At 55.6% G+C, this 20,598-nt stretch carries 21 protein-coding genes; 16 read left to right on the top strand and 5 right to left on the bottom strand.

Translation table 11 applies throughout. The features are described from left to right. Positions 1–28: 28 nt before the first annotated feature. The 5 genes from dctP (RSK20926_RS09990) to RSK20926_RS09970 all read left to right on the top strand — a co-directional run bounded on the left by dctP (RSK20926_RS09990) (position 29) and on the right by RSK20926_RS09970 (position 4,203). Positions 29–1,027: a TRAP transporter substrate-binding protein DctP gene (gene dctP / locus RSK20926_RS09990; protein WP_037254589.1), complete on the top strand. Its 999-nt coding sequence runs from the start codon at positions 29–31 to the stop codon at positions 1,025–1,027. A gap of 62 nt (positions 1,028–1,089) precedes the next feature. Next, positions 1,090–2,190, top strand: coding sequence for an NAD(P)/FAD-dependent oxidoreductase (locus RSK20926_RS09985; protein WP_008206364.1), 1,101 nt, complete (start codon positions 1,090–1,092; stop codon positions 2,188–2,190). After that, positions 2,165–2,461, top strand: a complete 297-nt coding sequence (locus RSK20926_RS09980) for a (2Fe-2S)-binding protein (RefSeq protein ID WP_008206363.1) — start codon at positions 2,165–2,167, stop codon at positions 2,459–2,461. Before RSK20926_RS09985 ends, RSK20926_RS09980 begins: the two co-directional genes overlap by 26 nt. Next, positions 2,461–3,855, top strand: a complete 1,395-nt coding sequence (locus tag RSK20926_RS09975) for an FAD/NAD(P)-dependent oxidoreductase (protein ID WP_008206362.1) — start codon at positions 2,461–2,463, stop codon at positions 3,853–3,855. The genes RSK20926_RS09980 and RSK20926_RS09975 overlap by 1 nt, the downstream gene beginning before the upstream one ends. A gap of 9 nt (positions 3,856–3,864) precedes the next feature. Next, positions 3,865–4,203, top strand: coding sequence for a RidA family protein (locus tag RSK20926_RS09970; RefSeq protein ID WP_008206361.1), 339 nt, complete (start codon positions 3,865–3,867; stop codon positions 4,201–4,203). Positions 4,204–4,915: 712 nt separating this feature from the next. On the opposite strand, the gene RSK20926_RS09965 is transcribed toward RSK20926_RS09970, so the two are convergent. Genes RSK20926_RS09965 through RSK20926_RS09955 form a run of 3 tightly spaced genes read right to left on the bottom strand, consistent with a single transcriptional unit; the run spans position 4,916 to position 8,664 of the window. Beyond that, positions 4,916–5,716, bottom strand: a complete 801-nt coding sequence (locus RSK20926_RS09965; RefSeq protein ID WP_008206360.1) for a crotonase/enoyl-CoA hydratase family protein — start codon at positions 5,714–5,716, stop codon at positions 4,916–4,918. Between the two features lies 1 nt (position 5,717). Further along, positions 5,718–7,862 (bottom strand): acetate--CoA ligase family protein, encoded by a 2,145-nt coding sequence (locus RSK20926_RS09960; protein ID WP_008206359.1) that lies wholly within the window; start codon positions 7,860–7,862, stop codon positions 5,718–5,720. 19 nt (positions 7,863–7,881) lie between these two features. After that, positions 7,882–8,664 (bottom strand): enoyl-CoA hydratase/isomerase family protein, encoded by a 783-nt coding sequence (locus tag RSK20926_RS09955; RefSeq protein WP_008206354.1) that lies wholly within the window; start codon positions 8,662–8,664, stop codon positions 7,882–7,884. Between the two features lie 42 nt (positions 8,665–8,706). On the opposite strand from RSK20926_RS09955, the gene RSK20926_RS09950 reads away from it, so the two are divergent. From RSK20926_RS09950 to RSK20926_RS09925, 6 genes are all read left to right on the top strand, one after another. Then, entirely contained in the window at positions 8,707–9,663 is a 957-nt protein-coding gene (locus tag RSK20926_RS09950) for a MurR/RpiR family transcriptional regulator (protein WP_232281871.1), read from the top strand. A gap of 338 nt (positions 9,664–10,001) precedes the next feature. Next, positions 10,002–11,015 (top strand): TRAP transporter substrate-binding protein DctP, encoded by a 1,014-nt coding sequence (gene dctP, locus RSK20926_RS09945; RefSeq protein ID WP_008206351.1) that lies wholly within the window; start codon positions 10,002–10,004, stop codon positions 11,013–11,015. 82 nt (positions 11,016–11,097) lie between these two features. Beyond that, positions 11,098–11,652 carry a TRAP transporter small permease gene (locus tag RSK20926_RS09940; protein ID WP_037254583.1) on the top strand — a complete coding sequence of 185 codons (555 nt, stop codon included), beginning with the start codon at positions 11,098–11,100 and terminating at the stop codon, positions 11,650–11,652. Beyond that, positions 11,649–12,941, top strand: coding sequence for a TRAP transporter large permease (locus RSK20926_RS09935; protein ID WP_008206344.1), 1,293 nt, complete (start codon positions 11,649–11,651; stop codon positions 12,939–12,941). Before RSK20926_RS09940 ends, RSK20926_RS09935 begins: the two co-directional genes overlap by 4 nt. A gap of 144 nt (positions 12,942–13,085) precedes the next feature. Then, a complete protein-coding gene (locus tag RSK20926_RS09930) occupies positions 13,086–13,994 on the top strand; it encodes a MurR/RpiR family transcriptional regulator (protein WP_008206342.1) in 909 nt (302 codons plus the stop codon). A 3-nt stretch (positions 13,995–13,997) separates the two neighbouring features. After that, on the top strand, positions 13,998–14,846 hold the full coding sequence (locus RSK20926_RS09925; RefSeq protein ID WP_008206340.1) for a carbon-nitrogen hydrolase family protein: 849 nt from the start codon (positions 13,998–14,000) through the stop codon (positions 14,844–14,846). Positions 14,847–15,332: 486 nt separating this feature from the next. Here RSK20926_RS09925 and RSK20926_RS09920 read toward each other — a convergent pair whose 3' ends face one another. Continuing rightward, on the bottom strand, positions 15,333–15,692 hold the full coding sequence (locus RSK20926_RS09920; protein WP_037254580.1) for a hypothetical protein: 360 nt from the start codon (positions 15,690–15,692) through the stop codon (positions 15,333–15,335). 85 nt (positions 15,693–15,777) lie between these two features. Here RSK20926_RS09920 and RSK20926_RS09915 point away from each other — a divergent pair, with 85 nt between their 5' ends. The 3 genes from RSK20926_RS09915 to RSK20926_RS09910 all read left to right on the top strand — a co-directional run bounded on the left by RSK20926_RS09915 (position 15,778) and on the right by RSK20926_RS09910 (position 17,210). After that, a complete protein-coding gene (locus RSK20926_RS09915) occupies positions 15,778–15,969 on the top strand; it encodes a hypothetical protein (protein WP_157133079.1) in 192 nt (63 codons plus the stop codon). 394 nt (positions 15,970–16,363) lie between these two features. Then, complete coding sequence (locus RSK20926_RS23480; protein WP_083805764.1) at positions 16,364–16,534, top strand: NAD(P)(+) transhydrogenase (Re/Si-specific) subunit beta; 171 nt, start codon at positions 16,364–16,366, stop codon at positions 16,532–16,534. 118 nt (positions 16,535–16,652) lie between these two features. After that, on the top strand, positions 16,653–17,210 hold the full coding sequence (locus RSK20926_RS09910) for a gamma-glutamylcyclotransferase (RefSeq protein ID WP_037254663.1): 558 nt from the start codon (positions 16,653–16,655) through the stop codon (positions 17,208–17,210). 105 nt (positions 17,211–17,315) lie between these two features. On the opposite strand, the gene RSK20926_RS09905 is transcribed toward RSK20926_RS09910, so the two are convergent. After that, on the bottom strand, positions 17,316–18,521 hold the full coding sequence (locus RSK20926_RS09905) for an MFS transporter (RefSeq protein ID WP_008206331.1): 1,206 nt from the start codon (positions 18,519–18,521) through the stop codon (positions 17,316–17,318). A gap of 32 nt (positions 18,522–18,553) precedes the next feature. On the opposite strand from RSK20926_RS09905, the gene RSK20926_RS09900 reads away from it, so the two are divergent. Then, the gene (locus RSK20926_RS09900) at positions 18,554–19,525 is read left to right on the top strand and encodes a LysR substrate-binding domain-containing protein (protein ID WP_232281869.1); all 972 of its coding nucleotides are present in this window, start codon (positions 18,554–18,556) and stop codon (positions 19,523–19,525) included. A gap of 305 nt (positions 19,526–19,830) precedes the next feature. Next, the gene (locus RSK20926_RS09895) at positions 19,831–20,580 is read left to right on the top strand and encodes an SDR family oxidoreductase (protein ID WP_008206327.1); all 750 of its coding nucleotides are present in this window, start codon (positions 19,831–19,833) and stop codon (positions 20,578–20,580) included. The last annotated feature ends 18 nt before the right edge of the window (positions 20,581–20,598 follow it).

Genomic DNA, 20,598 nt, shown 5'->3' with positions numbered 1-20,598 from the left:
AAATGCACCCCAACAAGGAGGAACCAATATGAAACATGCATTCCTTACTACAGCGACCGCAGCGCTCATGACATTTGGTAGCTATGGCGCCGCAGCCGATCTGAAGATGAGCCACGTGCGCCCGCAAGATGCCACGATTGACGTCGAGCTACGTGCCTTTTCGGCAGCCGTTGATGAGGCCACTGGCGGGGATGTGAAAATCAACATTTTTCCCGCGTCTGCTCTTGGAGACTACACGAGCGTCCAGGAACGCATAAGTGTGGGTGCAATCGATATGGCAACCCAGCCCGCAGCTGCGGCGGCGGATCGTAGAATGCAGATCAGCTCCTTCCCTTACCTTGCAGGCAACTGGGATCAGGCCCGTGCTGTCTATGGCCCCGGAGGAGTAGTGCGCGATACCGTGGCTGGGCTTTACGCTGAGCAAGACATCACAATGCTAGCCGCATATCCTGTCTATTTCGGCGGCATTTCTTTGAATGTTGAAAACGCCAACCCTGGTTCGGTTGGACCTAACGGCATCAAAGTGCGCGTCCCGGGCATCAAAAGCTTCCAGCTCACCGGCGAGGCACTTGGGTATATCCCTGCTCCAATCCCGTTCTCCGAAGCGTTCACCGCCGTTCAGACTGGTGTGGTTGATGGTGTGATCGGTTCCGGTGCCGAAGGTTACTATGCCTCGTTCCGTGACGTGACAAAGACCTATATCCCAGCCAACACGCACTTCGAAGTCTGGTACATGATTATCTCGAACGGCAGCCTTGCTGAGTTGTCTGAAGAAGATCAAGCTGCCTTGAAAGAACAAGCCGCTGCGTTCGAAGCCACGCGTTGGGAAGTTGCTGAAACGGATCAGGGTAAAAACGAGCAGCGACTTGTTGACGAGCTTGGTGCCACCGTTGCCAAATTGAGCGAAGATGACCTCGCGGCGATGGCTGCAAAGGCCCGGGCCGAAGTTTGGCCCGCCGTTCTAAAAGACGTCGGTGTCGAATGGGGGCAGGCGATCCTCGATAAAGTTGCTGCTGCAGGCAACTAAGCCTTTCCAGTCAGGGCGGCAGCCGCTGCCCTGACACATTCTCCAACATCGGAACGGATCATATGCAAACCGATTATGCCATCATCGGAGGCGGTATCGTTGGCCTCTCGGTTGCCTGGGGCTTGCTCCAACGTGGGCGAACGGTGACTGTTCTAGATGGTGATGACGGATCTTTCCGTGCCAGTCGCGGAAATTTCGGACTGGTCTGGGTGCAATCCAAGGGGATGAACCAACCACGCTACGCCCAATGGTCCCAGCAATCGGCAAAAATCTGGGCTGAATTCGCAAACGAATTGGGTGAGAACACCGGTCAAAACGTACCGTTGGAACAAAAGGGAGGCTACGACCTCCATTTCTCCGAAGAGACCTTGGAAGCAACTGTTGAGAAATATGAAGAGCTAAAAGCTAAGCTCGGCGGGGATTACCCCTACGAAGTTCTTGGGCATAATGCGTTGCACAAAGAGGAGCCGCATATCGGCCCGAAAGTCGTCGGCGCGATTTTGCACTATCAAGATGGTCACGCGAACCCTCTGAAATTACTTTTGGCCCTGGCCGCTGATGTGCGCCGCATGGGTGGAAAGGTTCTTAACGGCAAGACCGTCACAGATGTGAGACAGCCGGATGGTTTCCAAATCTCCTGCGTAGATGGTTCGACTATAAGTGCAGGTAAAGTCGTACTGGCCGCCGGTCTTGGAGCTGCAGGGCTTGGTCCAAAGATGGGATTCAAAGCCCCCATCCGGCCTCAACGCGGTCAGGTGCTGATCACCGAGAAGCTCCCCAAGCTCATCAACCGTCCGTCATTGATTGCAAGGCAAGTCGATGAAGGTGGCATCCAGATAGGGGCCACCAACGAAGAAGTTGGGCTTGATGATCGGGTGACCCAGCCCGGTCTGTCTGGACTGGCGGCCGAGGCGATCGCTGCATACCCAGCGCTAGCCCGAGCGCAATTGGTGCGCAGCTGGGGCGCCTTGCGCATTCTTTCGCCCGACGGGTTGCCGATATATCAGGAGAGCACTGTGATGCCTGGCGCATTCCTTGTGACCTGCCACAGCGGTATAACCCTTGCCGCCGCCCACGCGCGGCTCCTGCCTGACTGGCTGGAAGGAACCCATGCAGCGCCAGATCTGGAGGTGTTCAATGAAGACCGCTTCGCCATTTCTTGAGATTGAAAGCGGCCCCCGCGTAGACGTGACATGGGAGGGTAAAACGCTCAGCTTGCCAGAAGGATCAAACCTTGCTGCAGCCTTGTTGGCTGCTGGTGTTGAAGTGTTTCGCCATAATCCCGTTTCAGGCGCTCCCCGCGCGCCGTTCTGCATGATGGGGGCCTGTTTTGATTGTTTGATCGAGCTTGACGGCGTGACCCGTCAAGCCTGCATGCTCGAAGTGAGCGAAGGCTTGGTTATTTCGCGCCCAAGCGAACAGGGGGGTGCATAATGGACAAGTATGACGTCGCCATCATTGGCGCAGGTCCGGCGGGCATGGCAGCCGCAGCGCAGGCGTCCGATTTGGGGTTGAGCACTGCGGTTTTGGACGAACAAATTCGAGCCGGGGGGCAGATCTACCGCGACGTCGACAAGGCGGCCCCGCAGCGTGGAGAAATTCTTGGTAAGGACTACACCGATGGAACGCGGCTGACCAAGGCGCTAAGGCAGAGCGCGGTCGATCACATCGCCGGTGCTGTTGTCTGGGCCATCGAAGATGAGTTTCGCATTTCCTACACCTGTGAGGGACGTGGAGCGCAGATTCTGGCAGATCGCATTCTGCTGGCAACCGGTGCGCTAGAACGCCCCATGCCTATTCCAGGTTGGACCCTGCCGGGCGTGATGACAGCTGGAGCGGGTCAGATTTTGCTGAAACAATCCGGCGTTGTGGCCCGAGGTGCGGTATTGGTGGGCTCCGGTCCGCTTCTGTATCTGATCGCCGCGCAGATGGTGCGCGCGGGCTTACCGCCAGCGGCAATGATTGAAACACAGGTGCGAGGCGATACTTTCCGTGCTCTACGCCATTTGGGAGGAGCCATTCGGGGTTGGCCCTACATGGCCAAGGGCCTGAAAATGCTGGCCGAAATCAAGCGCGCTAAGGTGCCTCGCTATACAGGCGCAACCGAGATTTCCATTGAAGGTGATGGCAAGACCGAGGCCGTGACATTCACCCACAAAGGCCGCAGGCAGCGGATCGATTGTGAAACGGTCTTTCTTCATCATGGCGTTGTTCCCAATGCCCAGGCGGCCCGATCCCTTGGTGTTTCTCACGGGTGGGATGCGGCCCAAAGCGCATTTGTGCCTGAGCTTGACGAATGGGGTCAAAGTGATGTCGCGGGGGTATTCATCGCAGGCGATGGCGCTGGCATTGGCGGTGCAAAAGTGGCTGAACACACAGGACGACTAACGGTCTTGAAAATCGCTGAGAATGCCAAACGCCTGTCGACACAGGATCGCAATCGCATGGCTGCTCCACTACGCCGGGCACTGGCGCGGGAACTGGCCGTGCGCCCGTTCTTGGACGCTGCCTATCCCCCCTATAGTGCCGCGTTGCAACCTACCGACAGCACCGTGGTTTGTCGCTGCGAGGAGGTCACCGCAGGAAGTATTCGCGGCTACGCAAAGATAGGTTGCCTCGGTCCAAACCAGACCAAGGCTTTCGGACGCGCGGGCATGGGCCCCTGTCAGGGCCGCTATTGCGGATTAACGGTGACCGCGCTGCTGGCCGATGCCAACGGACAATCTCCGGATGAGACAGGCTACTATCGCATCCGCGCCCCTCTCAAACCTGTGACGCTGGGCGAACTCGCGGCAATGAACGAAACGACACAAGACGCGACTGAATAGGAGGCCTCTATGATTGAACGGATCGAGACGAGCGCGCGAATGAGCAAAATCGTCAAACACAACGGGGTTGCATATTTATGTGGGCAGGTCGGGGATGGGGCCACGGTCACCGAACAGACCCGCGACTGTCTATCGCGTGTTGACGCTCTTCTGGAAAAGGCCGGATCGTCGCCGGACCAGATGCTACAGGCGGTTATCTGGCTAGCCAATATGGCAGATTTCGCGGAAATGAACGCCGTCTGGGACGCGTGGATTCCTGAGGGCCAAGCTCCCGCCCGCGCCTGCGGTGAAGCAAAACTCGCCCACCCGGAACTGAAGGTCGAGATAATCGTGACCGCTGCGTACTGATCGACCTCCTCGGCTAAGTTGAACAAGGTTAAAACCTCGTATCAGCCCAAGCTGTGTGGTTTCAAAAATTCATTCTGCTTAGCCTTGCTTGAATGGCAGGCTTTCCCACCGCATTGCTGCGCGAATGACTATGCGCCTGCTGTAATTTTTTGGTGCTGCGAGCGCGCTCAGCAAGAAAACCCAAGGTACACCTCGGGATCTCAGTCGCCTTGCCGTGGCAGCGTGTCTGCAGCAAGATCGTGTGGCGATCCGGGAGCCTGATGACTGCAGACAGCCCGAAGTGGTCACTGTCTGGAGGTGTGCTGAAGCGTAGGTGGGCATCCAACAATACAAGATGCCGGGACGGGTACTCGGAATATTTCCGATTTTGGGCTTCAGAACTTAACAGGGGTACTTTGCCCTGGTGTCCGGGAACAGGAACGAAGTTCAGCTATCCACAGATGTCGTTTCCGGCCAGGTACCGACGTTTCGACCAAACGGCACTTTCGCCGCATGGCGTGTGGGTAGAAGAGGAGCGGATGCAGAAGCCTTTCGCTACGGACACAGCCTAGGCATCCCTGTGGGTCCGGCTTCTACTGAGTTCGCGCTTCGCAAATGCCATTGTTTGGCATCCAAACGGCACACATGCGTCCAGCCTCATTTCTTTAGGCCTTTTCACAGTAAAATTTCTGGCACCAGAAGCAAGTTGAGTGCCCGATTTGGAAAGAACCAGCTATCGGCCGGTAAACACCGGTACCCGTTTTTCCAGCAGAGCATCAACCGCCTCCGTATGATCTGCGGTCTGATGGCAGGCCCCTTGGTAGGCAGCTGCCAACTCAAGCAGGCTGTCGAGCTTTGTGTTCAACCCTTCCCGCAGCAAACGCTTTGCCATCCGCAGTTGCCGGGGCGGGTTGGCAGAAATCCGTTCTGCCAGCCTATTGGCTTCCGCCAGCAGTTCTTCAGGTTCAACAACTTTGGAGACAAGCCCCCATTCCAGTGCCGTGGATGCATCGATCGGTTCACCTGTAAAAGTCATTTCCGCCGCGCGCGACAGTCCGATCTGGCGCGGCAGCAGCCAGGCGCCGCCATCTCCGGAAATAATTCCGACCTTGACGAAGTTTTCTGCAAAAACCGCGCGCGTGGAGGCGATGCGAATGTCGCACATGCAGGTCGTGTCGCAGCCAGCGCCGTAGGCGGGTCCGTTCACCGCAGCGATGATTGGCACCTCGCAGTCCCACACGGCCCTGGTTACGCTTTGAATGCCAGTTCGGTAGCCATCTTTTGCCGTCACTGCATCGCCGCCAAAGATAGATTTCTTCTCTTTCATATGCTTCAAGTTGCCGCCAGCAGAGAAGGCTTTGCCAGCGCCGGTCAGGATGGCGCAGCGTACTGATTGGTCATCGTTGATGCGCCGCATTGCCGTGACCAGTGCCGCGCACATGTCAGCATCCGTCATCACATTGCGGTTTTCTGGCACATTGAAAGTGAGGGTCACAACGTGGCCATGTTGTTCGTATAGAAGCTTGTCAGTCATATCAGTGGCCTTTTGAATTCAGGATCATCCGGGCATCGGCAATGTCATAGCCGTCGCTTCGCAGGATGACAGGATTGAGATCGATTTCCTTGATTTCAGGATGGGCGAGTGCCAGCTGCGACACTTTCATCATAAGGTCCACCAGAGCGAGTTTGTCCACCGGCAGGCCGCCGCGAACCCCGTCCAGTACTTTACTGGATTGGATTTCTTCTACCATTTCTTGGGCATCGGCGCGGCTCATCGGCAGAGCGCGGAAGGAAACGTCCTTCATCACTTCCACAAAGATGCCGCCCAGTCCGAACATCAATACAGGGCCGAACATCGGGTCATGCACCACCCCAATGATGACTTCAACACCGGGCTCTGCCATTGGGGCGATCAGCACCCCATGCACATCGGCATCTGGGTTGTAGGCGCGGGCATTGGCCAGAATTTCACGGTAGTCTGCACGCAGCGCCGGTTCGCCTGAAACCCTCAGTTTCACACCGCCGGCGTCAGATTTATGAAGGATATCCTGGCTAACGATCTTCATCGCCATCGGCGCATCCCCCAGTGCAGTGGAGACCTGTGTCAGATCGTCCTCGCAGCGGGCTAGGAACTGCCCCGGAACTTTGATGCCATAAGTCGCCAGCAGGTCCTTGGCTTCGTATTCATAAAAAGCGTCCCGCCCGGTGTTGACAACCCTGTCCACCAGTGCGGTGCCGCTTGGTGCCGGTTCATCAGGACGGACCAGCGGAGAGGCTGCATTTCGGCGCCGGGCTTGTGCATAGCCGATCAGCTCCGACACGCAGCGCACAGCAGGCTCGGGCCAGACAAAAACCGGCACGCCCGCGTCCTTCAGCGCCTCAATGGGCCGGGTACGCAGGGCATTGTAAACGCTTTGAACGATTAGCGGTTTTCCGTGGTGTTCTGCGAGGGCAGCCATGCGCTGCGAAGTCTCTGTTTCAACCTCCAGAAGGGCCGGATTGAACCGTGCAGCAAACCCACCGTACATGCCGATCACCATCAGGATATCGACGTTTTGATCCGCCAGGATCGCCTCTGCACAGGCCGCGCTGATCAAAGGGTTGTCATCGGTGCCGCCAGCCACATCCACCGGATTCACGCAGGACGCAGCGGCCGGCAGGATGCTGCGCAGCTTTTCGATGGTTGCTGGAGACAGGCTGGCCAGTTCGACCCCAGCATCAACCAGCGCGTCCACTGTCACTGTTGCGTGCCCGCCACCATCGGCCAGGATCGCAACTTTGCCCCCCATGGGGACTGGCAGTTTTGACAGGCCTTCAGCGATCGACAGGATCTTGTCCGATTGCTCCACGACTGTTGCGCCAGCCTGCTTTAGCAGTCCGCGGGTAAGGGCAAAACTGGAGGCCAGTGAGCCGGTGTGTGAGCTGGCCGCGACCTGTCCCGCCTCTGTCCGGCCGGATTTGTAGATGATCACTGGCTTCCTTTGCGTAACCTCGCGGCAGGTATCGAGAAACGCGCGCCCGTCCCGGAACCCCTCCACGTAGAACACCGGAGCCTTGGTATCCGCGTCATCCGCGAAGTACTGCAGATACTCCGAAAGTGTCACATCCAGCTGGTTACCAACCCCGACATAAGAGGAAAAGCCGACCCCCCCCCGGCGTTTTGCTTCGGTGACAAAGGCCAGCATCATGTTTCCGGATTGCGAGCAGATGCCGATATTGCCAGGTTCTACGTCTTGAACCCCAACCATGTTCATATTGTTGTGAAGGTTAAACACGCCATTGGTGTTGGGACCGACCAGCCGCACGTTATGGGCTTTGGCAGCAGCCAATGTAGCCTCTGCGATTGCCTCTCCCTCGGGGCCTGTTTCCGAAAAACCGGCAGCAAGCACCACGGCGCCCGGTATGCCTTTCTCACCGCATTGAGCCAGGATGGCGGGCAGCGTTTTGGCGGGGGTGCATACCAGCACCACATCAATGCTGCCCTCGACCTCGAGAACCGAAGGGTAGGCTTTCAGTCCCAGGACTTCCGGGGCCTTTGGGTTGATCGGATAAATTGCGCCCGCGTAGCCGTCGGCGCGCAACTTGCGGATCGCCTGGTTGCCGCGCTTGGCGGGGTCGTTTGATGCGCCGATTATGGCAATCGACGCGGCATTGAAGATACGGTTCAGTGCGTTGCTCATGACTATTGACCCTGCCTGATCATTTACCTTGGAATACGGGGGCGCGTTTTTCAGCAAAGGCATTCACGCCTTCTTGCCAGTCTTCGGTCAGCATGCAGGTCCGCAGAGCGTCCAGCTCGGTGACCAGCCGGGAGGCATAGTCCCGGTCTGAATCGTTCAGGTTCTCCTTTGCAAACCGCAGGGAATAGGGAGCCTTGGAGCCGATTTCGGCGGCAAACCCGGCAACGCCCGTTTCAAATTCCTCATCTGCAAAGACACGGGTTGCCAACCCGATTGCGGCGGCCTCGGCGCCGGTGATGCGGCGGCCTGTAAAGATCAGTTCCCGGGCCTTGGCTAACCCGACTAGCCGTGGGAGGATTTCGGTAACACCTCCGCCCACATGCGTGCCGATCGAAATCTCCGGGAAGCCGATCTGCGCGTTCTCCTTCATCAGGATAATGTCCGCTGAGCAGGACATTTCCGCCCCGGCGCCAAGCGCGTAGCCGTTGACCGCGGCGATAATGATCTTGGGGTGTTTGTAGATCCGTTCGCAGACATCATTGCCAAGCTGCAGGTAGGCAAGCTTTTCCAATTCGGTCCGTGTTCCAGCCCCATGTTCTTTCAGATCAGCGCCTACACAGAACGCCCGGCCCTCGCCAGTCAGCACAATGCTGCGGACATCAGCGTCCTTTTCTGCAACGTTCAGCGCATCGAGTATTTCAGAGTAGAATTCTGAAATCACAGCATTCAGGCGGTGTGGCCGGTTGAAACGGATTTCGGCCACAGGGCCTGACTTGCGATAGATGATGGTCTGGTACGGCATAGCGCTCTCTTTCGACACTTGACAGATGGACTAATAGAGAGGGTGCAGATATTCTTTCACAAAAGATGTCAGAACATTTGTTTTTTATGGGGTGCGCCGATGCATGGAGCAAACAAGAGCGGAATTTGCAGAAGTCTAATTGCAGCAATGGACAGCCTGCCGCCGCGCCTGCAGATGGCTGCCAAATATATCGTTGATAATACGAATGAATTTGGGCTGGATCCGATCCGAATTACTGCCGCAAAAGCCGGGGTCAGCGCCAATACGTTTGTCCGTCTCGCCAGCCACACCGGGTTTTCCAGCTTTGATGAGTTTCGCGAACCCTTCCGTGTCTCTCTGGTTGAGAAATACGATTCAGCCTCGGGGGAGGACTGGATCGACAGGATGTCTGGTGCCAGCGATTTTGGTCGGGCGCAGGCAGGAACGGCCCGCAATGAGATCGACATTGTCAAACGCTCGCTGCGTCTGCTTACCGCGGACAAAGCCGAAGCCGCTGTCAACATGCTGATGGAGGCCCAAAGCGCATATGTAACCGCTACGCGTGCGAGCTACGCCTTGGCTTACTACTTCCATTACGTGGGTCGCATGGCGCTTCCGAACTTGCACTTGATACCGCGGCATATGGGCAGTCCGGTTGACGAAATGATCTCGGTCAATCCGCAGGATGTACTGCTCGCAATCACCTTTCCGCCTTACAGCGCGGATACTATCAGCGCGCTCAGGCTGGCTAAGCGCAACGGTACCCGCGTGATCCTGATTTCCGATTCCGAGCTGATCGCGCCTGGCATCGAGGTCGATCTTTTTCTCAAAGTCTCTTTGCAGTCGCAGCACCATTTCAGCTGTTTTGCCGGAGCAATGGCAGTTCTGGAATGCTTGCTGTTTCACCTTGTCAGCCAAGGCGGGGAACAGGCACAGACAAGGATTGGAAAGTATGAAGCCCTGCGCGAAGACTTCGGAGCTTACTGGCAGTCGAAGCTTCCGAAATTGCGGCGAAAATAGCAACTGACGCCGTGCGCCCATGCTCGTGCGCGGAGTCGCTTTCTTAGGCGGCGGGCCAAATTTTCCCGGTCACACCCCAATTTTTCCACCGGTTTGCAAGGTCGTTTCTGTCTTCACTCGCTGACGTGAGTGAAGGCCTCGTGCTCGGTGTGCGTTAGAGTTGAAATTTATCAAATGTAACGCAAAATGTAAAAAGTATTGCAAACGAAACCAACTTGTCGCTAGGTTCGGGTAACACCGCTAGCGACTCGCCCCGTCAAATGGCTGCGCAAAGCGGAGAACAATTGCCGCCGGCGCCGGGGAGCGCCGACCAAAAGCTGTGAGTAAGGGAGGAAATCATGCTCAAAACACTGAAAATCGGAAAAACCCTGGCGCGCACCGGCCTGGCAGGCGTGCTTGCAATGTCGGTCGCCACACTGGCATCTGCAGCCGATATGCGCCTGAAATTTGCTGGTACATTTCCGGTCGATCACCCCGGGACCAAAATGATGGAGCAGATCAAAGCTGACATCGAAGCGGCTGACGTGGGTCTGAAAATGTCTCTCTTCCCCGCCAACCAGTTGGGTTCGGGCGAAGCGCTGATGGAAGACACCATGCGCGGCAACATCGATTTCACTGCCGCCTTCATCTACTCGCACAAGGATCCGCGGCTCGAGTTCCTGTCGATGCCCTTCCTCGTCAATGATTTCGATGAAATGGATGCTGTCATGCGCAACATGGACAGCCCGTTTAACCAGATTTTGCAAGAACGCCTGAGCGAACTGGGCCTGCGCCTGCTGGCAAATAATCCGGAAGGTTTCACCGGCATCGTTGCCAACAAGAAACCTGATAACTGGGCCGACCTTGGGCCAAAGAACATGAACATCAGGGTTTGGTCTTCACCTGTGGTCAAGAACATGGTCGAAGGGCTGGGCTTCCAGGCAACTACCATGGCTTGGGGCGATATTTTTCCAGCACTGCAATCGGGCATTGTGGATGGCGCGATCTGCTGTACGAAATCAGCGACCTATTCGATCTTCGCGCAGTCGGACGTTGGCAAATACTACGTCCAGTACAACTCTGTTTCTGAGCTGACTTCTTATTATGCGTCGGAAAAGACCTGGGCCAAAATGAACGAACAGCAGCGCGAAGTCGTGCAGGCTGCGTTCAGCAAAGCGTCGGATGACTTCTTTGCCTACAATCGGGAAAACGATGCCAAATTTGCCGAGATGCTTGAAGGCAAAGGCTATGAAATCCTGGCACTGAATGGGGATGAGCAGGCAGCCATGGGCGCCTGGGTCCGCGAGAATATCTGGCCGACCATGGTCGACTCGGTTGGACAGGAAACCATCGACCGCCTGACCGGAAATTGATCCCTAGCGTTTATGAAGATCGGGTGGTCGGCGGGAAACCGTGCCGACCGCCCGGCTGCAAAATGTTCTTGGGAGGGGGCAAATGAGCGAGATTGCAGAAAGAGTACCGCAAGTCCTTGGCGCACCGCTTCGTGCAGCTTTGCGGTTTATGCGCCTGTTCGTCGCGGCGGGCGGCCTGCTGATGGCCTTCACCTTCTTGGCTGTGGTGATCATCCGCTACGGCTTTGCAGGCAATCTCTTTGCTTATGAGGAATGGCTGCTGGCGATCAGCTTCTGGACCTTCTTTTTTGGTGCGGCTCTGGCGGCCGAGCGCAAGTCTCATGTGAACGCGGATATCCTCGGCGTTATTCTTGGAAACTCCAAACTGGCCTGGTGGCGCGGCATCTTGGTCTATTTGATTGAGATCCTGATCGGCATTTACATCGTTTATTGGTGCTATCTCGCCGTCGAAAGTGAAATTCTGGCCTATCCGCTTTGGGAGCGGACCACGGCCCTGAAGATTCCCGCAGTGGTGCCGCGCACCGCAATCATGGTCGGCTTCTTCTTCATGACTCTCTTCAACTCCATCTATTTTGTGCTGCACCTGATCGATGGCCCGCAGTCCAATGGCACGGTAAAAACGGATACAAAGGCATGATCATTTTCGGAAGTATCGTGATCATCTGCGGGATGCTCCTGCTGGGTGTCAGCGTCTATATTGCATTCGGCGCAGTGCTGTTCTTCCTCGCTTATACGGGCGGCTATGACATCACTGGATATTTGCCCGCCGGGTATTGGAAGATGAACACCCTGGTGTTGCTGGCGATCCCGCTGTTTATGATTTCAGGCGCGATCATGGAGAAGGGCAAGATTGCCGCGCCGCTAGTGGCGCTGGCGGAACTGTTCATCGGGCATATCAAGGGTGGCCTGTCGGCGGCAGCGGTTGTGGCCAGCGGCATTTTCGGCTCCATCTCGGGCAGTGCCAATGCTACACTGACCTGCATCGGCGGCATCATGATGCCGCATCTGCGTAAGGCCAATTACCCCGACGGATTGTCGGCCGCGCTGATTGTCAGCGCCAGTCCGCTTGGCCTGCTGATCCCGCCCAGTTCCTCTCATATTCTCTATGCTTGGGTGGCACAGCAGTCGGTGCTGAAGGCCTTCCTGTCGACGGTCATTCCCGGGATCATCCTGATTATTCTTCTGATCGTGACCAACCAGTTTGCCCTGCGCAAATACAAGGACATCAAAGTCACTGAAAAGCCTGCGAATTTCTTACCAGTCTTCAAGCTGCAGTCCCGCCAGGCTATGCCCGCGCTGATTATGCCGGTGATCATACTCGGCGGCATCTACGGCGGCATCATGACCCCCACAGAGGCCGCAGGTGTCGCGGTGGTCTACTCGATCCCGATTGCGATCTACGTCTACCGGGGGCTGACTTGGCGTGGGCTGATAAACACGCTTGCCGGGGCCGGCGTCACCATCGGCGTGGTGATGACCATGATCTTTATGGTCCTCATTGTCAGCCGCTTCCTGATCTTCGAAGACATCCCCACGCTCGCCCGTGAAATGGTGTTTTCGGTATCGGAAAATCCAATTGTGATTTTGCTGATGGTCAACCTGGTGATGATCCTGATCGGGATGCTGATGGACGATATCTCTGGGCTGCTGCTGTCAACCCCGCTGCTATTGCCGATTGTGCAGAGCGTTGGTGTGGATCCGATCCATTTTGCTGCGATCCTTGGAGTGAACCTTGGTATGGCCAATGTGACCCCGCCCACGGCTCCTCTCCTGTATTTAGGCGCGCAGGTGACAGAAACCCCGGTCAGCAGAATGCTTGGCCCGACACTGCTGTTCATCTTCTGCGCTTGGCTGCCGACCCTGGTGCTGACCACATTTGTGCCGCAGTTATCGCTATGGCTGCCGGATCTTCTGCTCAGCCGTTGATCCAAGCCACAGGCCAGGCGGTCTGTCTCCCAATAGCAGCCCGGCCTGAAATTCCCTGTTGCACAAGTTGCATTTGTTAAACCAACTGCAACGAGGCGTCACAAATGAATCACGCAGGCGCCCGTTAAAACACAGGGAAGCCAAATGCCAAAAGAACCGGCAAACGATATGAACATGTACCTCAGTGTCACGCAGAGTCTGAAGGCGCAGCTGCCTCAGCTTCCCCGCGCGCTGAAGGTGGTTGCGACCTACATGCTTGAACATCCGGGTGATATCGCGACCTTATCGATGCGCCAGGTGGCGACCAACGCAGGTGTTTCGCTGCCAAATTTCGCGCGGCTTGCAAAAGCCCTGGGGTTTGAGACCTACAGCGAATTGCGCGAAGTGTACCGCAAGCAGGTCCAACAGAACGACATCAGCGAATATCACCTGAGGGCCGAAAGCCTGCAAAAATCCGGCGGCGATGCTGAAGCGCGCGAAACTTGGGGGAAATTCCGAACCGCTACAATGGACAACCTGACGGCAGTATTCGACTCGATTGATCCGGATTACTTTGCCAGCGTTGCCAAGGTTCTGAATGACAGCCGGACAGTCTATATTGTCGGCATGCAGGCCTCGGCCAGTTTTTCGGCCTATGCGCATTACATTGGCGGCATGGCCAGCGGAAAATTCCGGCTTGTCCGGGGCGACGGCGGTGTCTTCGCGGACCCGGTGGCCGATATCGGGGAAGGTGACGTGATGATTGCCGTCAGTCAGCAGCCCTGCGCCCGCGCTTCAATTGAATTGGCCCGGATCGCTCGGGAACGCACGGCAAAAGTCATCGCCATCACGGACAGCCCGGCAGCGCCCATTGCTTTGGAGGCGGACTACGTGCTTCTGGGTCCAAATCGCAGCCCGCTGTTCTTTGAAAGTTACGTTGGCAGCACAGTCTTGATCGAAGCGCTGATCGGCTTTTTCACCATCGGTCAGTCAAGCCGGACAGTGGAGCGGATCGAGCGGATCGAAGCCGACCGGACACGTATGAACGAATACTGGCAAAACAAGAAGGTCTGAAAAATGCCCACCAATGATAAGCTCACAATTCTGGCCTGCCAGATTAGCATACCTGCAATGACCAGAGCAGCCGAACGGGACGCACATCTTGCCGCCTCGGTTGGGAAAGTCCGGGCCCGTCTTCGTGCCTCCGATACGCCCGTGGACTTGGTGGTGCTGCCGGAACTGTCGAGCATCGACTATTCGCGTGAAACCTTTGCGCGGCTGGACGACTTGGCCGAGCCGCTCGACGGCGCCTCGTTCCAAGCCTGGCGGCAAGTGGCTATCGAGCACGGGGTATCAGTGTCCTTCGGCTTTGCGAGGGCCGGCGAAGGCGGCCCCTTCATCTGCACAGGGGTGGTCGGCCCTGACGGTCAGCTTGTCGGCCATTACGACAAATTGCATCTGGCCCAATATGGCGCATCGATGGAGAAAGAGTATTTCCATCGCGGCAACCATCTTTTTGTATTCGAAATCAACGGCTTTAAGCTGTCCCCCATCATTTGCTACGACATTCGTATCCCGGAACTGGCTCGCACGCTCGTCATCGACCATGGGGTCGATGCAATCCTTCATTGCGGCGCCTATTACCGGGACAAGAGCTTTCACACCTGGCACCCCTTTGCCATCGCAAGGGCCCTGGAGAACCAGGTCTTTTTCCTATCCCTGAACAGGGCTGGCGAAACTTACGGGAACTCTCTTTTTTGTTTGCCATGGCAGGATGAAACTACCCCGCCTGAAGCGTTCTCTGACCGGGAGGAGGATTTCCGTATCCTCACTCTGGATCGTGAGACCCAAAGCAAAGCCCGACGGGACTACACTTTTCTCCAGGACCGCTTGGAAGACTACCAAATCGAGCTCCTGACCTCCTGAAAAGCGATAGCAACTGTGGACTGGGCCCAAACTCCAGGATACCGCCAATGCAGGTTTCGAGTGGTTGAAGTGTTCGAATTGCCAGGTTGATTGCGGGTTGTCTCCGGACATTGGCGGCGGTTTCCGAGTTCAGCACTATGTGCTGTGAGGGCCTAGTGCGATCCCAGCATCTTTAGTCAATTCGCGCTGACTGAATTGGGCGCCGAGCCGCTGTTTGCTGCGTTCAGGTTGAAGGGCTGCTTTCGGGAAAGTGCCTAATCTATGCAAAGGTGCCTATCTGCGCATAGCCCGTATCGGTGCAGGTCGCAGCGAAAGTCAGTTTTTCGGCCCTTCGTGCGTACACTTCGACCTCTGCAAGTTGTTTCAATATCTTTTCGGGATGATATGTTCCACGCTGCCAGAAGCGGCATATCTGATCAAAAAGGCAAAACTATCTGATCCTTTGCAAGGAGTGAGAAGGAGCACATAGTTTTGCCTCTGGCACAGCTATTTTGTCTTTAAAATCAGTGGTCCGGGAATCCGTTGAAGGACGAAACTTGCCTTTTTGGTCACATCAGTCTGCCTCCAGGTTTGCGACAATTGCTGGCGCGACGTCCCAAATAAATAGGAATCGATTGATGAATGGCTTTTCCTGTTTGGCTCTGCCTCGGCGGACGTTCCGGGCTTGTGCCGCCGTCGTGAATTGACGCGCTCAAAGCGAAGCGCAATGTTCGAGTTTGCAGAAACGGTGAGTTTCCCGGCAGCGAAACTCATAGAAGCGAGCCTCGAATTCAACCAACCCTCACACTTGTTTTCCTGCGCAATGTGCGTGAGTTGATAGGCAATGAAGCAGGCCGTCGATTCCATCGCTACGCAGTTTCCAGGCGCGCTGACGTTCCCAATCAACCGGTAGCTCTTGGCCAACGGGTTTGCGGTCTCTGACCTGAAAGCAATGTCAGCAATCTCGCTGATCCTGAAAGAGATGAAAATTCTGGTAGAGCCGGGCGAAGCAGTGGCAGTGGCTGCGGCACAAAAACATGCAGAAGAGTGGGAAGGAAAGTCTGTTGTCGCCATCGTTTCAGGAAGCAATGCAGACCTCTCTCTTATAGCAGATTGCGCGTTAGGGGCTTCCTGTAGGCTCTAGGCGCAGTTTCCGGTCTGAGCCTTCTGTCCGATGACTGGCTACCTGCTATGAGACAAGCTCCCCCAGCGGTGCTTTTCCAAACGCGAGGCGTCTGGCCAGGGTCACGCACGCCTTCCTCATTGCCGAGTGCGCGCCGATTGCCGGTGCCCGTGTCTTCAGCTTGAGCGGTCCTGCAAATCGCGTCAGTATCACATGCTAGTCCTCGTATGCGCTGAAGGTCTGGTTGCGCACACCTGACGTATGTGAGTTTTTCTGGCGTGAACGTGCCTAAAATTCGATTTACGTAGTTGGGAGATGTTTCTATTTTTCAATCAAGAATTCAGGGGCCCTCCAAAGCAATGCGATTCCGGTCGCTCTGATCTCTCTTCTAAAATCAAAAGGTGGAAACATCGCAATGTCGGAGCAAGAAATCGCCATCGTGTTCGGATCAAAGGACATCGCAGACCCTATGGCGCAAGACGCTTCCAATAAACCGATTGGGGGCATGCCTGTGTTGGAATATTGGAAAGCCAAGCAGATGTTTGTTTCCCGATGTCGGCGGTCGTCGAGCATTCTGTTATCGTAGACCCGGTGCTTTAAAGGGCAAATACACGCACATTCCATGGTGGCATCCAAGATAGCGTCAACAAATTACGGCACAGATCGATTGAGGAAACGTAATGAATAGGTCGAAAATTGAAAAAATGACTGAAAGTGGATTTTGGGTTTTTGGTTATGGATCTCTGATTTGGCGACCAGACTTCATTTTTTCAGAGAAACACACTGCTCGCATCGACGGGTATTTTCGTAGCTTCTGCATGTGGTCGGTGCGTTATCGTGGAACCAAGCAATGCCCTGGCTTGGTTCTTGCCTTGGAAAAACAACGGGGCACCCAGTGCCATGGTGTCGTGTATTTTGTAGAGGCTAAGAATGCTTCTAAAGCAATTGGCGATTTACGTCAGCGTGAACTGACCTCAGACGCTTATCAAGAATTACTCTGCCCGGTCATCTTGGACTCTGGTGAAAAGGTGGATGCTATTTGCTATGTTATCGATCCATCTCACGAAGAGTATTGCGGTGCGCTAACTCTAGAAGCTCAGGCGCAAATCATAGCGCATGCCTCCGGCAGTCGCGGTCCCAATTCCGAGTATTTGTTCAACACGTGCAAAAGCATTGAGCGTCTGGAAATTTTCGACGAAAATTTGGAAATTTTACAGAAGCGCGTGTCGGAACTTCAAAACGCAATGGTCGCCATAAATTAAGCGTCCGGCGTGATTGGCCCGTCGTCACCTGGCCTCTGTATTGCTCCACCGTTGAAACAGCTCTTCGCAGCAATCGTATAATTGTCTGAATGCCGTCCCTTTCCACTAGTAATAGTTTGGATAGTGCGCTGTTCGACCCAATGTCGCGAAAGCCGCCATCATAAATATCAACGACGGTGTCAGAGCCATTTCGATCCAACCCGTGCTATCAGCCAGCCAACCGCCGAGCAATGTTAGCAGGAAGGCGATGGAAAAACCGATGAGCGTCATTCCAGCGCTGAGCCTCGTAACAGCAATCCCTTTGGCAATCACAGGAGGCAGCGAGACCAGGAGGATCAATTCGATGGTCGCGGCAAATCCGGCAACCAATGCTGAACCCCAGGACGCCCAGCCCTTCAGGAGAAAAAATCCTGCCAAGCCAAGCCAGGCAAACAAAGCCGATACCGCAATCGGCCTGCGCGACCCAACCCATTTCGGAGCCAGGAGAACCACAAACGAGGCAAATACAGGTGTGGCGTTGTAAGCAAAGTGGAACGCTCCGGCTGTGTGGGATTCGCCTCTCGATTGGAGAAGCGATCCAGAATAAGCATTGATTACAAAGAAGGCGACAACTGAACTGCTCAGCAGTAGCCCGTATTGCCAGACGCGGACGTCATTCCATCGAGGGAGGGACGCTTCCTGACACAGCCCGGGCAAAGCCGCTCTCCCTGTGTTGGGTTGAACCTTGGGTAGACGTACCAAAGCCACCAACATTGTGATCAACAATATCGGTATGGACCAGAGGACCAGGGCAAACCGCCAATCACCCCCTGCCAATGGCAGCACGACCGGTAATGTCAGCCCGGCCCCTGACAATTCGCCCATCATCATGCCATTGAGATAGACCGCGCTGCCAAGTGCAACATGCGTGGGCGTCCAAACGCGCGTCGCTGCAGGCAGAGCCGTTTGGAACACTGCAACACCCAATCCCATAATTGCTGATGCTACAAACAACATTGAAGCTGAGGGTACCTGCCCACGGGCAACGGACGCAACGGTCATGACAAGAAGGCCTGTTACGACAGCGGCGCGAAGGCCGAAGCGTGCAATGATCCATGCCGCTGGAATGGCACCGAAAGCGACTGCCACAACGGGCAGCATCGTCAGCGCGCCCGCTGCCGCCTCACCAAGTCCAAAACTTTCAGCAATGCGCGTCGCCAATGGCGGCGCAGCCAGAATGTGAACGCGCAATGTCCAGCCAACCAGCCAAAGGACAGCGAGCGTTCCAAAAGGTATCGGCGGAGATAAGGGATTGGCAACATTTTGCGTCATGAGGCGGGTTGGCCTGGTCACTGGTGTGAGTTTTGGCAGTACGTATCGAACAGGGAGGTAAGGTAACCCGTTCAGGGGTGAGAGTCCTATCGAATTTTTCTCTGAATGGTGTTAGGTATTCTCAAGCCATGGAAAAACTCAGACATCTTCGCGCCCTGCAGGCCTTTGACGAAACAGCTAGACAGTCTAGTCTTAGCAAAGCGGCAGATAGTTTGAACGTCACGCATGGCGCGGTAAGCCGCCAAATCAAGCTGTTGGAAGAATATTTGGGGGCAACATTGTTTCACCGCCGCCCAAATGGCGTGGAATTGACCAAGGAAGGTTGGCGGCTTTACCAGTCCACACAAGAGGCCTTCACATCACTGCAAAAAGGCGTGTCGGATGTCAAACGGCAACACCAACACCAGTCCTTGAAGGTATCGCTGCCAAATTCAGTGGCGCTAAAATGGCTTGTACCCCGTCTACCTTTGTTCCAAAGAGAACATCCGGGCATCGCGCTGTTTCTGGAAACCGACGATGGCATTACAGATTTCGACACGTCTGAAGTTGATGTGGCCCTGCGGTTTGGGGTGCCCCCCTGGGAGGGGCTTTATAGTGAGAAAATCACCGACGAAGAGTTGGTCGTCGTTGCATCGCCTGCGCTTGTGGGGGAGGCTCGGTTGCCGATGCCAGCCGAGGACATCTTACAGTTGCCGCTGCTCTATGACGCCTTCAACGCAGGTTGGAATAAATGGGCGGAGCAAGTTGGCCTGAACCCGGATCAGGTCACCTCGCGAAACATTGAATTCTTCGAAAGCGCTGTCTTGCTGGAAGCCGCGATTGACCGGCAAGGCGTGGCGTTGGCACGACATTTGTTGGCTGCCAGGGATTTGGATCAGGGCAGGCTCATTCGACTAGACACAAGCCGTGTGCCCTTGGAGCGCGGGTTGCACTTTGTCTGCCGACATGGCGATCAGGACCGTGTCGCGGTCAGGATTTTTAGGAAGTGGCTGTTGTCGATTTAAGTAATCGAACCATGCGGCGTTACCGCTGGCTTTTGACCCGGGAAAGACTGCGTTTGGGTTATTTTCACCGCTGAGCCCTTGTGGTCGCTCATAATTTGCCGTGCGAAATTCTTCCTTACGTCTTGTAGCGCCCCTAAAACTCCCCCCCAGATGGGATGCGGGGTTTCCACTGGTGTGAGATAACCTAACAGGTCTATGCGTTAATCTCGTTCGATTTTCTCAGATGGGTGCAGTAATCCTCTCTCAGCTCAGGCATGTGCCCAATGTAACACGCGCCTGCTAGGCTGCTACAGCAGGAGAAAATTATGTCCGAAGAAAAAGTCGCACTGATGACCGGCACGGGTCAGGGAATTGGCCGGGGCTGCGCCTTGGAGATGGCAAAGGCAGGCTACAAGGTTTCGCTGATGTCACCGTCCAACCGCTCTGTCGAATTGGCCGAAGAACTGGGGGGTATCGGCCGCAGAGGCTCGGTGCTGGACGTGGATGATCTGCAAGCGATGGTCGACGACACGATGAGCAAATATGGCCGGATCGATGCTATTGTCAGCAATATGGGCCATGGCGGTTCCGTTCCCGAAGCGATCAAGACAGTTGGCTTTGATCCGGATTTTGACGGACCATTGCTCGAATTGACGGACGAGCTGTGGCACGAAAGCCTGGAAATGTACGTGCTGAACGTCGTCAAAATCGCACGCATAGTCACTCCGATCCTGATTAAACAGGGCGGGGGAGCCTTTGTGAACATTTCGTCAATGAATACCATCGAGCCACGCGCACCATATCCCATGAGTATGTTGCGCGGAGCGTTGCACAGCTTCTCGAAACTTTTCGGAGACCGTTACGCCCGCTACAACATCAGGATGAACAACCTGCTCCCCGGATTCTGTGAAAATGTGAATCTGTCCGAGTTTGCCCGACGGTCCATCCCGGCACAGCGCCCCGCTACTTTTGAAGAAATCGGTCAGGCTTGCGTATTTCTGGCGTCAGACGGCGCACGTTACATCAACGGGCAAAGCATCTTGTCAGACGGCGGCATGAACCGAGCAGTGCGCTAAAGTTTCTTCGTTTTGCAG

This window comes from Roseobacter sp. SK209-2-6 (assembly GCF_000169455.1).
Taxonomy (GTDB): domain Bacteria; phylum Pseudomonadota; class Alphaproteobacteria; order Rhodobacterales; family Rhodobacteraceae; genus Pseudophaeobacter.
This window is presented reverse-complemented; position numbering and strand designations above follow the sequence as displayed.